Source organism: Variovorax sp. GW823-FHT04B03 (assembly GCF_058796495.1).
The window spans coordinates 361,782-376,418 of the sequence record NZ_JBXAIT010000001.1; the positions used below are offsets into that span (position 1 = coordinate 361,782).

Here is a 14,637-nt window from a genome sequence, read left to right on the forward strand (position 1 = left end):
CCGAGTTTGCGATGACCCCGACCTTCGAACCCACCGTGCCGCGCGAGCGCGTGCAGGCCCTGATGCAGGCCGAACAGGCGCGCTATGCGCGCACCCACGCGCGCAGCGGCGAACGCTTTGCCCAGGGCCAGCAGGCCTGGCTCTACGGCGCGCCCTCGCACTGGATGCGCCGCTGGATCGGCGGCTGGCCGCTGTACGTGCAGGACGCGCAGCTGCCTTATGGCGCGCGCTTTGTCGACGTGGATGGCAACGGCTACGCCGACTTCTGCCTGGGCGACACCGGCGGCATGTGCGGCCACGGCCACCCGGCCGTGGTCGAGGCGCTGGCGCGGCAGGCGCGCGTGGGCAGCTCGCTGATGCTGCCCACCGACGACGCGGCCTGGGTCGGCGAAGAGCTGTCGCGCCGCTTCGGCCTGCCGTACTGGAACCTCACGACCTCGGCCTCGGACGCCAACCGCGCCTGCATCCGCCTGGCGCGCATGGTCACGGGCCGCCCGCGCGTGCTGGTGTTCTCGGGCTGCTACCACGGCTCGGTGGAAGAGGCGCATGTGGAGCTGCGCGACGGCGCCGTCGCGATGCGCAACGACATCCACCCCAACGGCTTTCCGCACGACCAGCTCTCGGCCGTGGTTGAGTTCAACGACGTGCCCGCGCTGGAGCGCGCGCTGCGCGCCGGCGACGTGGCCTGCGTGCTGGCCGAGCCGGCCATGACCAACTACGGAATGATCGCGCCCGCGCCCGGCTTTCACGACGCGCTGCGCCGCCTCACGCGCGAGACCGGCACGCTGCTGGTCATCGACGAGACGCACACCATCTCGAGCGGCCCCGGCGGCTATACGCGCCAGCACGGGCTCGACCCCGACATGTTCGTGATCGGCAAGGCCATCGCCGGCGGCATTCCCGCCGCCGCCTTCGGGCTGAGTGCCGAGACCGCCGAGCGCGTCTGGCAGGTGCTGCCCAAGCTGCACCCGACGAAGCGCCAGTCGGCGCATGCCGGCTTCGGCGGCACGCTGGCGGGCAACGCGCTCACCGTGGCCGTGATGCGCGCGGTGCTCTCGCAGGTGCTCACGCCCGAGGCCTTCGATCGCATGCTGGTGCTCGCGCAGCGCCTGGCCGAAGGCGTCAACGCCAGCATCGCCGCCGCGGGATTGCCCTGGCATGCGACGCAGGTCGGTGCGCGCGTGGAGACGCTCTTTTGCGCCGACGCGCCGCGCAACGCAAGCGATGTGCGCCGCACGCGCGACGGCGAACTCGAGGCGCTGCTGCACCTGTACATGATGAACCGCGGCGTGCTCATCACGCCCTTCCACAACATGATGCTGTGCTGCCCCGGCACCACCGAGCGCGAGGTCGACGAGCACAACGCGGCCTTCGCCGAGTTCGTGCGGGAGTGCAAGGGATGAGCACGCCCGATCTCTTCGGCCTGCAGGGCAAGGTCGCGCTGGTCACCGGCGGCGGGCGCGGCATCGGCGCGGCCATCGCGCAGGTGTTTGCCGAAGCCGGCGCCTCGGTGCTCATCGCCAACCGCACCGGCAGTGCGGGCGAGGCGGTGGCGGCGGAACTGCGTGCGCGCGGCTTCGCGGCGCAGGCGATGGCCTGCGACATCGGCCGGCGCGACGAGGCCGAGCGCGCGGTGGCCGAAGCGGTGCGCGTGTTCGGCGCGCTCGACATCGTGGTCCACAACGCGGCCGTGAACCCCTGGGCCGCCATCGACGCGATGACCGACGAGCAGTTGGAGCACACGCTGGCCGTCAACCTCAAGGCCTGCTTCTGGCTCACGCAGGCCGCTGTGCCGCACCTGCGTGCGCGCGGCGGCGGGCGGCTGCTCGTCACCTCGTCGGTGACCGGCCCGCGCGTGGCCATGCCGGGCAGCGCGCACTACGCGGCCAGCAAGGCCGGCGTGAACGGCTTCATCCGCACCGCAGCGCTGGAGTACGCGCGCGAGGGCATCACCGTGAACGGCGTGGAGCCGGGCTACATCGCCAAGCAGGGCGGCTCGCTGCTGTCTGACCCGGCCAAGGCCGCGCGCATCGCGCGCCACATCCCGGCCGGTGAACTGGGCCGGCCCGAGGACATCGCCTACGCGATGCGCTTCTTGGCGAGCCCGGCGGCGCGCTACATCACGGGGCAGACGATCGTGGTCGATGGCGGCTCGACGCTGCCTGAAAGCCCGTTCTTCGCGGAGCAGCCCACATGAGCGCGCGCCTGCACGGCAAGGCCTGCCTCATCGTCGGTGCAGCGACCGGCATCGGCGCCGCCGTGGCCGCGCGCTTCGCGGCCGAGGGCGCGCGCGTCGCGGTGGCCGGCTGGCCGCGCCCGCAGCCGGTGGGCGAGGGCCCGGCCTTCGACTGCGACGTGACCGACGACGCGGCCGTGCGCGCCACCGTGGCCGCGGTGCAGGCCGCATTCGGGCGCATCGACGTGCTCGTGAACTGCGCCGGCATCGTGCGCAACGACGACGCGGCCGACATCGACGACGGCGACTGGCAGCGGCTGCACGAGGTCAACCTCGGCGGCACCATGCGCTGCCAGCGCGCCGTGCTGCCCGGCATGGTGGCGCAGGGCGGCGGCGCCATCGTCAACATCGCCTCGGTCGCGGCCTTCAACGCCGGCGCCGGCATGGCCAGCTATGCGTCCAGCAAGGCCGGCGTGGTCGCGCTCACGCGCTCGGCCGCGCAGGCCTACGGCCCGCACGGCGTGCGCGTGAACGCCCTGTGCCCCGGCTGGGTCGACACGCCCATGAGCCGCCAGGAGATGCGCGACCTGGCCGCCGAACGCGGCATCGACGAAGACGCCGCGCGCGCGCAGACGGTGGCGCGCATCGCGCTGGGCCGCATGGCCACGCCCGAGGAGATGGCCGCCGTCTGCCTGTTCCTGGCCAGCGACGAAGCCTCGTTCGTGACCGGCGCGGCGCTGGTGGCCGATGGCGGGGCGCGGGTGCCGGCCGCCGCACGCGCCGTGTAAGCGCCGAGAGACGCAACGCCTGCCCGGGCGTATGCTTGCGCGCCGCGGAGGGTTTTCAAAGATGCTTCCCATCGTCGTTGCGCTCATGGCGACCGTCATCCTGCTGGTCTGGATGGGGTTCTTCATGATGGGCTCGCTGCCCTTGCTCGTGCTCTCGCACGACACCCCGCTGGACTCGCGCTTCATCCGCGGCCTGTTCAACGTCTACTACGTGGCCGTGGTGCTCACCGCGAGCGCGGCGGCGCTCAGCTATGCGTGGTGCGGCAAGCCCTTCTTCGCGGTCGGCATGGCCTTCATCGCCGGCCTGGCCTTCGCGCTGCGCCGCTGGCTCATCATTCCGCGCATGGACCTGCTGCGCCACACGATCCCGGCCACGGACACGTCGATCGTGCAGTTCCGCAAGCTCCACATCGCGGGCATGGTGCTCAACGTGATGCAGCTGGGCACGGTGGCGTGGGCGCTCACGCAGCTGGGGCTGTGAGCAGACCCGGCCTCTGTCTCTAGCGCAGGAACCGCCCTTCCTTCGTCACCCGCACCATCTCGATGAAGCGCGAGCCCGTGTTGCTCGCACCCGTGAAGTCGATCTCCATGTTGCCGATGCGCAGCTTCATCGCCTTCAGCGTGGCGTGCAGCTTCGCGCGCGTGAGGTCGCGGCCGGTGCGGCGCAGGGCCTCGATCATCACGAGCGCGTTCACGTAGCCCTCGTAGCTCAGGTAGCCGATGTCGATCTTGGCGCGCTCGGCCAGCTGGCGGAACTCGCGCGCGGTGGCGTCGACCTCGCTCCAGGGGTAGGGCACGATCTGCGAGATGGCCAGGCCGCTGGTCTTGTCGCCGACGAGCTTGGCGGTGACGTCGCCCGGCACGATCGACATGCCGTAGAACATCTGGCGACCGCCGGCGGTCCAGGCGCTCTTCATGACCTCGCCGCCGATGCCGCCACCCAGATACATGAGCACGGCCTGCGCCTGGCTGTCGGCCAGCGCCTTGCCCGCGGCCTCGTTGGTCGTGCCGTCGCCCTTCACGGGCACCGCTGCCACGGGCTTGAGCTTGAGCGTGTCGAGCGCCGCCTCGACCAGCCGCGCCACTTCGGCACCGCCGGGGTTGTCCAGGTAGGCCACGGCGATGCGCGAGACGCCGATGGTGCTCAGGTGCTGCACCAGCGCCTGCGCCTCGCGCGCGAAGGTGGCGCGCACGAAGTAGCCTGCGCCTGCGACCTTCTCGCGCGCCGAGTCCGACACGGCATAGCCGCCCACCATCGGCGCGCCGCTCTGGCCCAGCACCTTGGCCGCGGCGGCCGTGGTGCCCGAGCCCACGCAGCCGAAGAAGGCGAAGGCGCGGTGCTCGGCGAGCAGCTTCTCGTAGTTGGCGACGGCCTTCTCGGGCTTGAGCTCGTCGTCGAGCGAGACCAGCTTGAGCTTGCGGCCCGCGAGCCCGCCCTGCGCATTGACCGCGTCGAAGGCCAGCCCGGCGCCGGCCATCACGACCTTGATCGGCACGCCCAGCGGCCCGCTCAGGATGCCGGTGTGGCCCAGGACGATCTCGCCGTCGCTGACGCCGCTCTCGGCGGCCAGGGCGGGGGAAGGCAAGGAAAGGAGGGGGCCGAGTCCGGCCGTCGCCGCGGCCGAGGCGGCGAGAAAACGTCTGCGATGCATGGAACCGATTCCGCTTTTAGATACAACTGATAACAATTGAAAGCGAAAGCGAGTCCCCGCGCCGCCGGGGTTTACCCCCTGTGTTGCGCCGTGTCCTCGCCGGGTGGCTCGCGCAGCTGCCAAGCCGCGCAGACGGCCAGCGCGCACAGGCCGGCCAGCATGAGGAACACCTCGTCGAAGGCGGCCAGGCGCGCCGGCGTGCTCACCGGGTTGGCGAGCGAGTCGCCGTGCGCCGCCAGGCGCCATTCCAGAATGATGGCGCACAGGCTCACGCCCACGGCGCCGCCGAGCATGCGCACGAAGCTGATTGCGCTCGCGCCCTGCGGGATGAGCGGCTTGGCCAGCGGGCGCATCGACCCGAGGTTGAGCGAGGGCAGGATGAAGCCCAGCCCGATGCGCCCGACGATCGCGAACACTACCAGCAGCCACAGCGGGCTGTCCAGCCGCAGCACGGCCATGAGCGCGAACGACACCGCCAGCAGCGCCAGGCCGATGCTCACCAGGAGCCAGGTCGGCTGCTTGTCGGCCAGCCGGCCCACGCCCGCGATGGTGAAGGCCAGCACGATGCCGGCCGGCAGCAGGGTGGTGCCCACGTGCGAGGCCGACAGGTGCAGCCCCACCTGCATGTACACCGGCAGCAGGTAGGTCGAGCCGAACAGCGCGGTGCCGTAGATGAAGGCGACCAGGCTGCCCATGGCGAACTGGCGGTAGCGAAAGAGCGCGAGGTTCATGAGCGGCGCGCCGCCCGAGGCCATGAGCCGGCGCTGCCACCACACGAAGGCGGCGAAGGCGACGAGCGCGCCGGCCAGCAGCAGCGCGGCCTGCAGCGGCGAATCGCCGCGCAGCTCGACCAGCCCGTTCAGCAGGCACAGCGTGCCCACGGTGCCCAGCGCCAGGCCGCGCGCATCGAGCCCGCTGCCGCGCGTCGCGGCCACCCCGCCGGGCGCGGTCTTGGGCACGAACTTGTAGGCCAGCCAGATCGAGGCCAGGCAGAAGGGCACCACCATGAAGAAGATCGAGCGCCAGCCGAACAGGTCGACCAGCACGCCGCCGATGCTCGGCCCGATGGCCGGCGCCAGCACCACGCCCATGCCGAAGATGCCGCTGGCGCGGCCCTGCTCGTGGGGCTCGAAGGCGCGCAGGATGATGATGGCCGGAATGGGCTGCACCACGCCCGCCGCCAGCCCCTCGGCCACGCGCGCCAGCAGCACCAGCGGGTAGTGGTTGGCCACGCCGCCCACGATGCCGCCGGCCAGCAGCAACAGCATGGTGCCGACGTAGGTGCGCCGGTAGCCGTAGCGCGACAGCAGCCAGGGCGTGGTGAGCATCGACACCGTCATCGCCACCATGAAGCCCGAGCTGACCCACTGCGCGCGCTCCTGGCCCAGCGCGAAGTGGTGGCTCATGTCGGGGATCGCCACGTTGACGATGGTCGAGGACATGATGGACGCCATCGTCCCCACCATGACCGACAGCAGCAGGTACCAGCGGTAGCGCTCGCCGTAGCGGGCGCGCAGGGCGCCCATGGAGGGCGGCGTGTCGGGTGTTGGGGGGGAGGTCATGGGGCGGCGCAGGGACGGTCGCGGGTCCGTCGTCCTACAAGCATATCGGTGTTTGCGGCGTCGACCGCGCGCGGGCCGGTCGCACAATGCGGCGGCTGTCCCCTGTGCGTCAAGTCTCCAAAGAACAAGCCATGCATCCATCGACCCCCGACTCGGTCCACGACCCCGCCGTGCCCGACGCCACCCCCACGCTCGCGGCCGAACTCGCCGCCCCCACCGTCAGCCGCGCCTACCGCTGCCAGTGCGGGCGCCCCGTGTTCCTGCGCAACAGCGAGTGCCTGGCCTGCCACACGCCGCTGGGCTACGTGATCGACCGGCTCGGCGTGGTGCCGCTGGCACCGGCCGAAGGCGAGGGCGCCCTGCCCGACACCTTCACCGTCTTCGGCGACCCGTACGGCGCCACCTACCGCCGCTGCGCCAACCTCATGACGCCGGCCGCCTGCAACTGGATGGTGGCGCAGCCGCGCGAGGGCGAGACGATTCCCGCCGACACGCAGGGCCTGGCGCCCGGCTACTGCCTGGCCTGCAGCGTCACGCGCACCATCCCCGACCTGTCGGTGGAGGCCAACGGCGAGCTCTGGCGCAAGCTCGAGATGCCCAAGCGCCGCCTGATCTCGCAGCTGCTCGCACTCGGCCTGCCGGTGGTGAGCCGCCATGCCGATCCGGTGCACGGGCTGGCCTTCGACTTTCTCAGCAACATGCCGGGCGCCCCGCACGTGATGACGGGCCACGAGCACGGCCTGATCACGCTCAACGCCGAGGAGGCCGAAGACGCCGTGCGCGAGCGCATCCGCGCCGAGATGCACGAGCCTTACCGCACGCTGCTGGGCCACTTCCGCCACGAGATCGGCCACTACTACTGGGACCTGCTGGTGCTGCCCACGCGCTGGATCGACGACTACCGCGCGCTCTTCGGCGACGAGCGCGCCGACTACGGCGCCGCGCTGCAGCAGCACTACGAGCAGGGCCCGCCGCCCGACTGGGCGCAGCGCTTCGTCAGCAGCTACGCGAGCATGCACCCGTGGGAAGACTGGGCCGAGACCTGGGCCCATTACCTGCACATGGCGGACACCGCCGACACGGCGATGAGCTTCGGCATCGATGCGAGCAATGTGGAGCTCACGAGCGACCTCTTCACCGCCGCCGACCTGTGGCAGCCCGAGCATCCTGACGCCGCGAAATTCCTGGACTTCATCAACGGCTGGGTGCTGCTGACCAGCATGCTCAACGAGCTGTCGCGCAGCATGGGTCAGCCCGACTACTACCCCTTCGTGCTGCCGCGCGCGGCGGTGGGCAAGCTGCAGTTCATCCACGGCGTGGTCACCGCGCAGCGCAGCGGCACGGCGCCGACGATGGTGACGGCGGGGGATGTGGCGGAAGCCGCGACGGAAGCTGCCGAGCCTGCACAGGGGCAGACCCAATCTCAGTCGCAGGGCGACGTCGCTCAGTCCTGAAGCGGCGGCTTTCCTGCGGCGCAGCGCGCGCAGATGCAGGCCTGGCCGCGCAACGCCGGGGGCAGCGTGTCGAGCGGGGCCAGCGAAAAATCGGCGGCCATGCACCAGCAGGGCGGCTGCGCCTGCCCGGTCTCGCGCTCGACCTCCATCGCGCAGCGGTTCGCCTCGCCGCACAGCGGACAGCGCGCGGTGTCGATGACCACCGTCATGCGAGCGCGAAGGCCGGCAGCTTCTTCGGCACCGCCACGTTGCGCAGCGTCGCATACACCGGCAGGCCGTCGCGGTAGGCGGGGTAGTCCTCGCCCGCGATCAGCGGCAGCAGGTAGCGGCGGCACTTCTCGGTGATGCCGTAGCCGTCGTCCGAAATGAAATCGCGCGGCATCGGCTTCTCGACATTGGCGACCGCTTCGAGCGGCGCCGCGCCCAGCGTGTACGCATAGGGCACGTCGCTCGTGCGCTCGATGGTCGGCATCACCGCGTTGCGGCCTTCGAGCGCGAGCTCGACCGCGCGCTGGCCCAGTTCGTAGGCCTGCTTCACGTCGGTGGCCGAGGCGATGTGGCGCGCCGCGCGCTGCAGGTAATCGGCCACCGCCCAGTGGAACTTGTGGCCCAGTGCCTCCTTCACCATCTGCGCCACCACCGGCGCCGCGCCGCCCAGCTGCGCATGGCCGAAGGCATCGCGCGCGCCCTGCTCGGCCAGGAAGGTGCCGTCGGGGTGATGGCAGCCCTCGGACACCACCACCGAGCAGTAGCCGTGCTGCTGCACCATGGCATCGACGCGCGCCAGGAAGCGGGCCGCATCGAATTCGATCTCGGGGAACAGCACCACCACCGGAATGCCATGGTCGGCCACCAGCCCGCCGGCCGCGGCGATCCAGCCGGCGTGGCGGCCCATCACCTCGAGCACGAACACCTTGGTGGAGGTGGCGGCCATCGAGCGCACGTCGAACGAGGCCTCGAGCGTGGACACCGCCACGTACTTCGCCACCGAGCCGAAGCCCGGGCAGCAGTCGGTCAGCGGCAGGTCGTTGTCGATGGTCTTGGGCACGTGGATGGCCTGCAGCGGGTAGCCCATCGACTGCGACAGCTGGCTCACCTTGAAGCAGGTGTCGGCCGAGTCGCCGCCGCCGTTGTAGAAGAAGTAGCCGATGCCGTGCGCCTTGAACACCTCGATCAGGCGCTCGTACTCGCGGCGATTTTTTTCGAGCGACTTGAGCTTGTAGCGGCACGAGCCGAAGGCGCCCGAGGGCGTGGTGCGCAGCGCCGCAATCGCGTCGGCCGGCTCGGCGCTGGTGTCGATCAGGTCCTCGGTGAGCGCGCCGAGGATGCCGTTGCGCCCGGCATAGAGCGTGCCGATGCGGTCCGGGTGCTGGCGCGCCGTCTCGATCACGCCGCAGGCCGAGGCGTTGATGACCGAGGTGACGCCGCCCGACTGGGCGTAGAAGGCGTTGAGGATGGGCATGGGCGGCATTCTCCCGCAGCCCTTTCCATGGCGCCAGTGGTGCCAAATGCGGGGCGCTTCAGCGCCCGCCGAGGCCCATCGAGCGCGTGATCACCTCTTTCATGATCTCGTTGGTGCCGCCGTAGATGCGCTGCACGCGCGCGTCGGCGTACGCGCGGGTGATCGGGTACTCCCACATGAAGCCGTAGCCGCCGTGCAGCTGCACGCACTCGTCCATCACCTTGCACTGCAGGTCGCTGGTCCAGTACTTGGCCATGCTCGCGGTGGCGGTGTCGAGCTTCTCGGCCATCAGCAGCTCGATGCACTTGTCGACGAACACCTGCGCCACCTGCACCTCGGTCTGCAGCTCGGCCAGCGTGTAGCGCGTGTTCTGGTAGTTGCCCACGGGCTGGCCGAACACCTTGCGCTCCTTCACGTAGGCCACGGTGTGGTCGATGGCCGCCTGCGATGCGGCCACCGCGCTGATCGCGATCTGCAGCCGCTCCCACGGCAGCTGCTCCATCAGGCAGACGAAGCCGCGGTTGAGCTCGCCCAGCAGCGCCTCGGCGGGCAGGCGCACGTCGTTGAAGAACAGCTCGGACGTGTCCTGCGCCTTCAGGCCCAGCTTCTTCAGGCGCTTGCCCTTCTCGAAGCCCGGCATGCCGCGCTCGACGAGGAACAGGCTCGTGCCCTTCGCGCCGGCGGCCGGGTCGGTCTTGGCGACCACGATCACCAGGTCGGCGTGCCAGCCGTTGGTGATGAAGGTCTTGCTGCCGTTGAGCAGGTAGCTGCCGTCGGCCTGGCGGATGGCGCTGGTCTTCACCGCCTGCAGGTCGCTGCCCGCACCGGGCTCGCTCATGGCGATGGCGCCGACCATCTCGCCGCTCGCGAGCTTGGGCAGGTAGTGCTGTTTCTGCGCCTCGGTGCCGTAGCGCAGGATGTACGGCGCCACGATCTCGTTGTGCAGGCCGAAGCCGATGCCCGTGAAGCCGCGTGCCCACAGCTCCTCGAACTGGATCACCGAATAGAGCAGGTCGGCGCCCGCGCCGCCGTAGGTGTCGGGCAGCGCCATGCACAGGAAGCCGTTCTCGCCGGCCTTGGACCAGACGGCGCGGTCCACATAGCCCTGCTCTTCCCATGCGTCGTGGAAGGGCGCGATCTCCTTGTCCATGAAGCGGCGGAAGCTGTCGCGGAAGGCCTCGTGGTCGGCGGTGAAGAGGGTGCGTTCGATGGTCATGGGGACGTCAGCGGGTTTCGAAGACAGGGGGGCGCTTCTGCAGGAAGGCGCTCACGCCTTCACGGAAGCTGGGGCGGTCGATGAGCGCGCGCTGGCGCTCGCTCTCGTAGTGGAGTTGTTCCTTCAGCGTGTGGTGCTCCGAGGCCTCGAAGGCCTCGCGGGCTTCGAGCACCGCATGCGCCGGCAGGCGCGCCAGGCGCTGCGCGATGGCGCGGGCCTCGTCCATCAGTTGCTCGTCGTCGGCGCAGGCCCAGATCAGGCCCCACTGCACGGCACGCCCGGCGCTCAGGCGCTCGTCGAGCAGCGCCATGCCCATCGCGCGCGCACGGCCGGCGCGGCGCGGAATGGCCCAGGTGCAGCCCAGGTCGGGCACGATGCCCAGCTTGGGCAGGAAGGGCAGGTAGAAGTAGGCGCTGCGCGCGGCGATGGTCACGTCGGCCGCGAGTGCCAGGCCCACGCCCGCACCGGCCGCCGGGCCGTTGACGGCGGCCACCACCGGCACCGGCAGCGTGCGCAGCGTCTCGATGAGCGGGTTGCTGAGCTTTTGCATCCACTCGGCGGTCTGGTCGCCGAGCGTCTGGCCGGGCTCGCCGGGCGGCGCCATCGCGCTCAGGTCGGCGCCCACGCAGAAGGCCTTGCCGGCGCCCGTGAGGATCACGGCGCGCACCGTGCGGTCATCGCGGATGCGCTCGAGCGCGTCGCGCAGCTCGACCTGCAGGTCTTTCGCGATCGGGTTCAGCTTGTGCGGCAGGTTCAGCGTGAGCGTGGCGATGCCGTCGGCCTGCTCGCACAGGATGCAGGGTTGGGGTGTGGGTTGCGGCGCGGTCATGCGAGCGCTGCGCCAGAAGTGGTGGTCATGGGCGTGTCCCTTTCAAGGCCAAGAAGGAAAACGGACGCCCAAAGCAAAAAGCCGCCTGTCGTCACGGCGGCGCGCGGTGCTGCTCCCTGCGGGGGCGGTCCATGGCATCGAGGTTCGATGCCACGGCGCCCGCGGTCAAGCCGGGGACAACCCGTGCAGCGCCAGTCGCCAAGGCGACCGCACGCGAGCCTGTGCGCGCGAGGCCGGGTTCGGCAGCGCGGCGGGCTGCGCGTCCGACACCGAGATGCACGATGACTCCAGCGCCGACACCAGCACGCGCCGGTGCTCGGTGCTCTCGAAGCGCTCGCCCGGCCCGAGCACGATGTCGCGCGGGTCGCGGTCGAGCGTGATCCACACCGCGCCGCTGCGGCATTCGATGCCCACGCCCGCGCCGTCGGGCACGGCGAAGACGGCGCGGCTGGGCAGGCTCACGTGGAAGCGCGAGCTCGACGAGGAGAAAAAGGTGGAAGGGGACCGGTCGGTAGTGCTCATGGGAACCTCCATTGCATTCGTGATACGAATGAATATAGTGAGCCGAACCCTCTCTTACACGCGGTCATTCGGAACTCGTTGCATGCCTCCAGAGAATGTGAAAACCCCTGCCGGCGAGCTCCCGCCGCTCGAGCTGCTGCGCAGCTTCGAGGCCGCCGCGCGCCGGCTCAGCTTCACGCTGGCGGCGGGCGAGCTGCACCTCACGCAGTCGGCCGTGAGCCGGCAGATCCAGCAGCTCGAAGCCAGCCTGGGCGTGCTGCTGTTCGAGCGCCGCCACCGCGCGCTCGCGCTCACCGAGGCCGGCGGCGTGCTGCAGCGCGCCGTCACCGACAGCCTGGAGCGCCTGCGCGACGCCACCGCGCGCGTGCGCGCCAGCGCCGCGCCGCGGCAGGTGTCGATCACCACCACGCCGGGCTTCGCGTCGCTGTGGCTCATTCCGAAACTGGCGCGCTTCACCGGCACGCATCCGCAGGTCGACGTGCGCGTGTCGGCCACGCTCGACGTGCTCGACCTGGACGTGAGCCGGCTCGACCTCGCGGTGCGCTTCGTGCCCATCGGCCGCGGCGTGGGCCCGGCGCTGTTCGAGGAGTCGGTGATCCCGCTGTGCGCGCCGCAGGTGGCCGCGTCGCTGCGCGAGCTGTCCGATTTTTCCAAGCTCACGCTGCTGACCATCGAATACCCGGACCACAGCGAAGCCCCGACCACCGACTGGGAGCCGTGGCTCAAGGTGATGGGGCTGGAAGACCTGCGCATGAAGAGCACGCTGCGCTTCTCGCAGTACGCCGATGCGGTGGCCGCCGCGGTGGCGGGGCAGGGCGTGGTGATCGGGCGCCTGCCGCTGCTGCGCGAACTGGTGCGCGACGGCCGGCTCGTGGCGCCGCTCGGCCAGGGCGCGGCATCGCACCGCGGCTACTTCATCGAGACGTCGCGGCGCGCCGCGGGCAACCGCGACGCGCAGGACTTCGCGCAATGGCTGCGCGACGAGGCGGAGGCCGCGCAGCGCAGCTGACTCAACCTGGCAGCAGCACCTTGTTGACGACGTGGATCACGCCGTTCGACTGGTAGACATTGGCGATCGTCACCGCCGCCGTGCCGCCCTTGGCGTCGGTCACCCACACCGTGCCGCTGCTCATCGTCGCCGTGAGCGTGCCGCCGCTGGCGGTCTTGAGCAGCGCCTTGCCGCCGCCCGCGTTGATCGCGCTCGTCAGCGCCGCGCTGTCCATGCGACCGGGCACCACGTGGTAGGTCAGCACCTTGGTGAGCGTGGCCTTGTTCTCGGGCTTGAGCAGCGTGTCGACCGTGCCGGCCGGCAGCGCCGCGAACGAGGCGTTGGTGGGCGCGAACACCGTGAACGGGCCCGGGCTCTTGAGCGTAGCCACGAGGTCGGCCGCCTTCACCGCGGCGACCAGCGTCGTGTGGTCCTTCGAATTCACCGCGTTGTCGACGATGTCCTTCGTCGGGTACATCGGCGCGCCGCCGACCATCGGGGTGGCGGCACTGCTGCTGGCGTTGCTCATGCCACTGCCGGCGCACGCGCCGAGCAGGACCGACACGCCGAGGGCGATCACGAGTTTTTTCATGGATGTCTCCTGGAAGGAAAGGCTCTGTGGAAACCGCCAACAGCTCGGAGGCGCGATGCGCTTGAGATGCCATACGGCGCGAGGCGTGAAGCGGATTCAACCGATGTGCCCTGTCAGCTTTGCGCCACAGCGCGCCGCGGCGGGCTTGCGCGCGGCGAAGGCCCTCGCCAGAATCCGCCCTTCCTTTTTCAGCGACAGTTTTTCCAGACACCACGCACGGCGACGATCAACCTCCCGGGCGAGAACACCATTCAATGAACCGTTCACTGAACACCTGACGCACACCGACCGCCCCGGCCGGATGTGCACCTTCGCATCCGCCGCGGCCGAATCGACAAGGGCCCCGCGCGCAACTGCATTCGCCGGGGCCTTTTTGTTTTTTCGGAGTGTGTGCACATGAGTGCTCAACGAAAGGCCCGCGACGACGACAAGCGTCTGGGCCGGTTCTACTTTGCGGTGCCCGCGTCGGCACCGCGCAATCCCGTGGTGGCCGCGATGGCGCGCCGCGAATCCAGCCAGGGCGCGGGCCGCCACCTGCGCACCCACCGCGCCGAGCGGCGCGCGCAGAAGGTGGCGCTGCAGAAGGCCGCGCGCGACTTCGGGCAGAGGGCCGACGATGCGTGACGACATGGACAAGGTGATCGTCGAGCGTCCGCGCGGCGGCTGGCGCGTGCAGGGCGATGGCCGCCCGTGGCGCAACAGCCCCGAGCGCGGTTCGCACCTGGGCATGAAGCGCGGCCTGCAGCATCCGAAGTGGCTGAGCGAAAACCTCCAGCCGCTCAAGCGCTGGCTGCACAAGCAGGTGCATCGGCCATGGGACAAGGTGTACGCCGAGCTGTGCAGCGGCATCGATCGCCGCAGCACGGTGCAGGCGCACATCTTTTTGCACGTCGACGACTTCGTGGCGCGCGACGCGGTGCTGTGCGACGGCGAGGTGCGGGTGCGACCGTACCGCTGGGGAGACCGGCCCGGCGTGCCGCTGCACGAAGCGCCGGGTGTCGAGCTGTTCGTGCATCCGGTCACCGGCATCCTGTTGCCGAACCGGCGCTTGCGCGAGGCGCGTGCGGCGCGCCGTGCGGACCGGGCCGGGCGGCGCGGCGACACGCCGTATGCGGTCTACCACGTGATCGACGAGACCACGCAGTGGCACTGCGTCGAGGGCTGCTGGTTCGAGGTCGTGCTGGCGCAGTTTCCCGAGCGCACAAGCGCGGCGCAGCCAGAGCCCAAGTGCTACGACGTGCTGCGCCGCTGCATGGTCACGCGCTGCGGTGCGGCATCGGGCCTGCTCACGCACCTCGGCATGTACGGGCGCCACGACGTCTATGCGGTGGCCAAGCGGCAGCTGAGCCGGCGCGAGGTGCGGGCGCGGCTGGGCGATGCGGCCTGAGCGTCGCCC

16 protein-coding genes are annotated in these 14,637 nt (G+C 70.6%); 8 read left to right on the top strand and 8 right to left on the bottom strand.

The features are described from left to right. The first annotated feature begins 11 nt into the window (after positions 1–11). The 4 genes from AC1RAD_RS01595 (at position 12) to AC1RAD_RS01610 (ending at position 3,445) form a co-directional block, all read left to right on the top strand. Complete coding sequence (locus tag AC1RAD_RS01595; RefSeq protein WP_492686705.1) at positions 12–1,403, top strand: transaminase; 1,392 nt, start codon at positions 12–14, stop codon at positions 1,401–1,403. After that, a complete protein-coding gene (locus AC1RAD_RS01600; RefSeq protein ID WP_159278765.1) occupies positions 1,400–2,197 on the top strand; it encodes an SDR family oxidoreductase in 798 nt (265 codons plus the stop codon). Before AC1RAD_RS01595 ends, AC1RAD_RS01600 begins: the two co-directional genes overlap by 4 nt. Continuing rightward, on the top strand, positions 2,194–2,964 hold the full coding sequence (locus AC1RAD_RS01605; protein ID WP_492733565.1) for an SDR family NAD(P)-dependent oxidoreductase: 771 nt from the start codon (positions 2,194–2,196) through the stop codon (positions 2,962–2,964). The genes AC1RAD_RS01600 and AC1RAD_RS01605 overlap by 4 nt, the downstream gene beginning before the upstream one ends. 61 nt (positions 2,965–3,025) lie before the next feature. After that, complete coding sequence (locus tag AC1RAD_RS01610; protein WP_062479768.1) at positions 3,026–3,445, top strand: hypothetical protein; 420 nt, start codon at positions 3,026–3,028, stop codon at positions 3,443–3,445. Positions 3,446–3,464: 19 nt separating this feature from the next. Here AC1RAD_RS01610 and AC1RAD_RS01615 read toward each other — a convergent pair whose 3' ends face one another. Both AC1RAD_RS01615 and AC1RAD_RS01620 read right to left on the bottom strand, forming a co-directional pair. Then, positions 3,465–4,550 carry an ABC transporter substrate-binding protein gene (locus AC1RAD_RS01615; protein ID WP_492733567.1) on the bottom strand — a complete coding sequence of 362 codons (1,086 nt, stop codon included), beginning with the start codon at positions 4,548–4,550 and terminating at the stop codon, positions 3,465–3,467. 137 nt (positions 4,551–4,687) lie between these two features. Continuing rightward, positions 4,688–6,178, bottom strand: a complete 1,491-nt coding sequence (locus AC1RAD_RS01620; protein WP_492733569.1) for a DHA2 family efflux MFS transporter permease subunit — start codon at positions 6,176–6,178, stop codon at positions 4,688–4,690. A 131-nt stretch (positions 6,179–6,309) separates the two neighbouring features. Here AC1RAD_RS01620 and AC1RAD_RS01625 point away from each other — a divergent pair, with 131 nt between their 5' ends. Then, the gene (locus AC1RAD_RS01625) at positions 6,310–7,632 is read left to right on the top strand and encodes a zinc-binding metallopeptidase family protein (protein WP_492733571.1); all 1,323 of its coding nucleotides are present in this window, start codon (positions 6,310–6,312) and stop codon (positions 7,630–7,632) included. Here AC1RAD_RS01625 and AC1RAD_RS01630 read toward each other — a convergent pair. The 5 genes from AC1RAD_RS01630 to AC1RAD_RS01650 form a co-directional block, all read right to left on the bottom strand. Further along, positions 7,623–7,841, bottom strand: a complete 219-nt coding sequence (locus AC1RAD_RS01630; RefSeq protein ID WP_159273620.1) for a cysteine-rich CWC family protein — start codon at positions 7,839–7,841, stop codon at positions 7,623–7,625. The two genes, AC1RAD_RS01625 and AC1RAD_RS01630, sit on opposite strands and share 10 nt — an antisense overlap. Further along, positions 7,838–9,094: a 6-phosphofructokinase gene (locus AC1RAD_RS01635; protein WP_139702191.1), complete on the bottom strand. Its 1,257-nt coding sequence runs from the start codon at positions 9,092–9,094 to the stop codon at positions 7,838–7,840. Before AC1RAD_RS01635 ends, AC1RAD_RS01630 begins: the two co-directional genes overlap by 4 nt. Positions 9,095–9,152: 58 nt before the next feature. Continuing rightward, entirely contained in the window at positions 9,153–10,310 is a 1,158-nt protein-coding gene (locus AC1RAD_RS01640; protein WP_492733573.1) for an acyl-CoA dehydrogenase family protein, read from the bottom strand. 7 nt (positions 10,311–10,317) lie between these two features. Beyond that, on the bottom strand, positions 10,318–11,139 hold the full coding sequence (locus AC1RAD_RS01645) for an enoyl-CoA hydratase-related protein (RefSeq protein WP_307636078.1): 822 nt from the start codon (positions 11,137–11,139) through the stop codon (positions 10,318–10,320). A gap of 165 nt (positions 11,140–11,304) precedes the next feature. Continuing rightward, complete coding sequence (locus AC1RAD_RS01650; protein ID WP_062479754.1) at positions 11,305–11,661, bottom strand: DUF2917 domain-containing protein; 357 nt, start codon at positions 11,659–11,661, stop codon at positions 11,305–11,307. Between the two features lie 82 nt (positions 11,662–11,743). On the opposite strand from AC1RAD_RS01650, the gene AC1RAD_RS01655 reads away from it, so the two are divergent. After that, on the top strand, positions 11,744–12,670 hold the full coding sequence (locus AC1RAD_RS01655; protein WP_492733575.1) for a LysR substrate-binding domain-containing protein: 927 nt from the start codon (positions 11,744–11,746) through the stop codon (positions 12,668–12,670). A gap of 1 nt (position 12,671) precedes the next feature. On the opposite strand, the gene AC1RAD_RS01660 is transcribed toward AC1RAD_RS01655, so the two are convergent. After that, a complete protein-coding gene (locus AC1RAD_RS01660) occupies positions 12,672–13,241 on the bottom strand; it encodes a fasciclin domain-containing protein (RefSeq protein WP_492733577.1) in 570 nt (189 codons plus the stop codon). A gap of 396 nt (positions 13,242–13,637) precedes the next feature. Here AC1RAD_RS01660 and AC1RAD_RS01665 point away from each other — a divergent pair, with 396 nt between their 5' ends. Together AC1RAD_RS01665 and AC1RAD_RS01670 are read left to right on the top strand one after the other, a co-directional pair. Next, positions 13,638–13,865 carry a hypothetical protein gene (locus AC1RAD_RS01665; RefSeq protein WP_492733579.1) on the top strand — a complete coding sequence of 76 codons (228 nt, stop codon included), beginning with the start codon at positions 13,638–13,640 and terminating at the stop codon, positions 13,863–13,865. After that, positions 13,858–14,628 carry a hypothetical protein gene (locus AC1RAD_RS01670; protein WP_492733581.1) on the top strand — a complete coding sequence of 257 codons (771 nt, stop codon included), beginning with the start codon at positions 13,858–13,860 and terminating at the stop codon, positions 14,626–14,628. Before AC1RAD_RS01665 ends, AC1RAD_RS01670 begins: the two co-directional genes overlap by 8 nt. Positions 14,629–14,637 lie beyond the last annotated feature (9 nt).

Excerpts from the sequence above, each read along its gene's own strand:
- AC1RAD_RS01660 (WP_492733577.1), bottom strand. The coding sequence starts at position 13,241 with ATGAAAAAACTCGTGATCGCCCTCGGCGTGTCGGTCCTGCTCGGCGCG.
- AC1RAD_RS01670 (WP_492733581.1), top strand. The coding sequence starts at position 13,858 with ATGCGTGACGACATGGACAAGGTGATCGTCGAGCGTCCGCGCGGCGGC.
- AC1RAD_RS01630 (WP_159273620.1), bottom strand. The coding sequence starts at position 7,841 with ATGACGGTGGTCATCGACACCGCGCGCTGTCCGCTGTGCGGCGAGGCG.
- AC1RAD_RS01620 (WP_492733569.1), bottom strand. The coding sequence starts at position 6,178 with ATGACCTCCCCCCCAACACCCGACACGCCGCCCTCCATGGGCGCCCTG.
- AC1RAD_RS01645 (WP_307636078.1), bottom strand. The coding sequence starts at position 11,139 with ATGACCGCGCCGCAACCCACACCCCAACCCTGCATCCTGTGCGAGCAG.
- AC1RAD_RS01635 (WP_139702191.1), bottom strand. The coding sequence starts at position 9,094 with ATGCCCATCCTCAACGCCTTCTACGCCCAGTCGGGCGGCGTCACCTCG.
- AC1RAD_RS01595 (WP_492686705.1), top strand. The coding sequence starts at position 12 with ATGACCCCGACCTTCGAACCCACCGTGCCGCGCGAGCGCGTGCAGGCC.
- AC1RAD_RS01665 (WP_492733579.1), top strand. The coding sequence starts at position 13,638 with ATGAGTGCTCAACGAAAGGCCCGCGACGACGACAAGCGTCTGGGCCGG.
- AC1RAD_RS01655 (WP_492733575.1), top strand. The coding sequence starts at position 11,744 with ATGCCTCCAGAGAATGTGAAAACCCCTGCCGGCGAGCTCCCGCCGCTC.
- AC1RAD_RS01610 (WP_062479768.1), top strand. The coding sequence starts at position 3,026 with ATGCTTCCCATCGTCGTTGCGCTCATGGCGACCGTCATCCTGCTGGTC.
- AC1RAD_RS01600 (WP_159278765.1), top strand. The coding sequence starts at position 1,400 with ATGAGCACGCCCGATCTCTTCGGCCTGCAGGGCAAGGTCGCGCTGGTC.
- AC1RAD_RS01650 (WP_062479754.1), bottom strand. The coding sequence starts at position 11,661 with ATGAGCACTACCGACCGGTCCCCTTCCACCTTTTTCTCCTCGTCGAGC.
- AC1RAD_RS01605 (WP_492733565.1), top strand. The coding sequence starts at position 2,194 with ATGAGCGCGCGCCTGCACGGCAAGGCCTGCCTCATCGTCGGTGCAGCG.
- AC1RAD_RS01640 (WP_492733573.1), bottom strand. The coding sequence starts at position 10,310 with ATGACCATCGAACGCACCCTCTTCACCGCCGACCACGAGGCCTTCCGC.
- AC1RAD_RS01625 (WP_492733571.1), top strand. The coding sequence starts at position 6,310 with ATGCATCCATCGACCCCCGACTCGGTCCACGACCCCGCCGTGCCCGAC.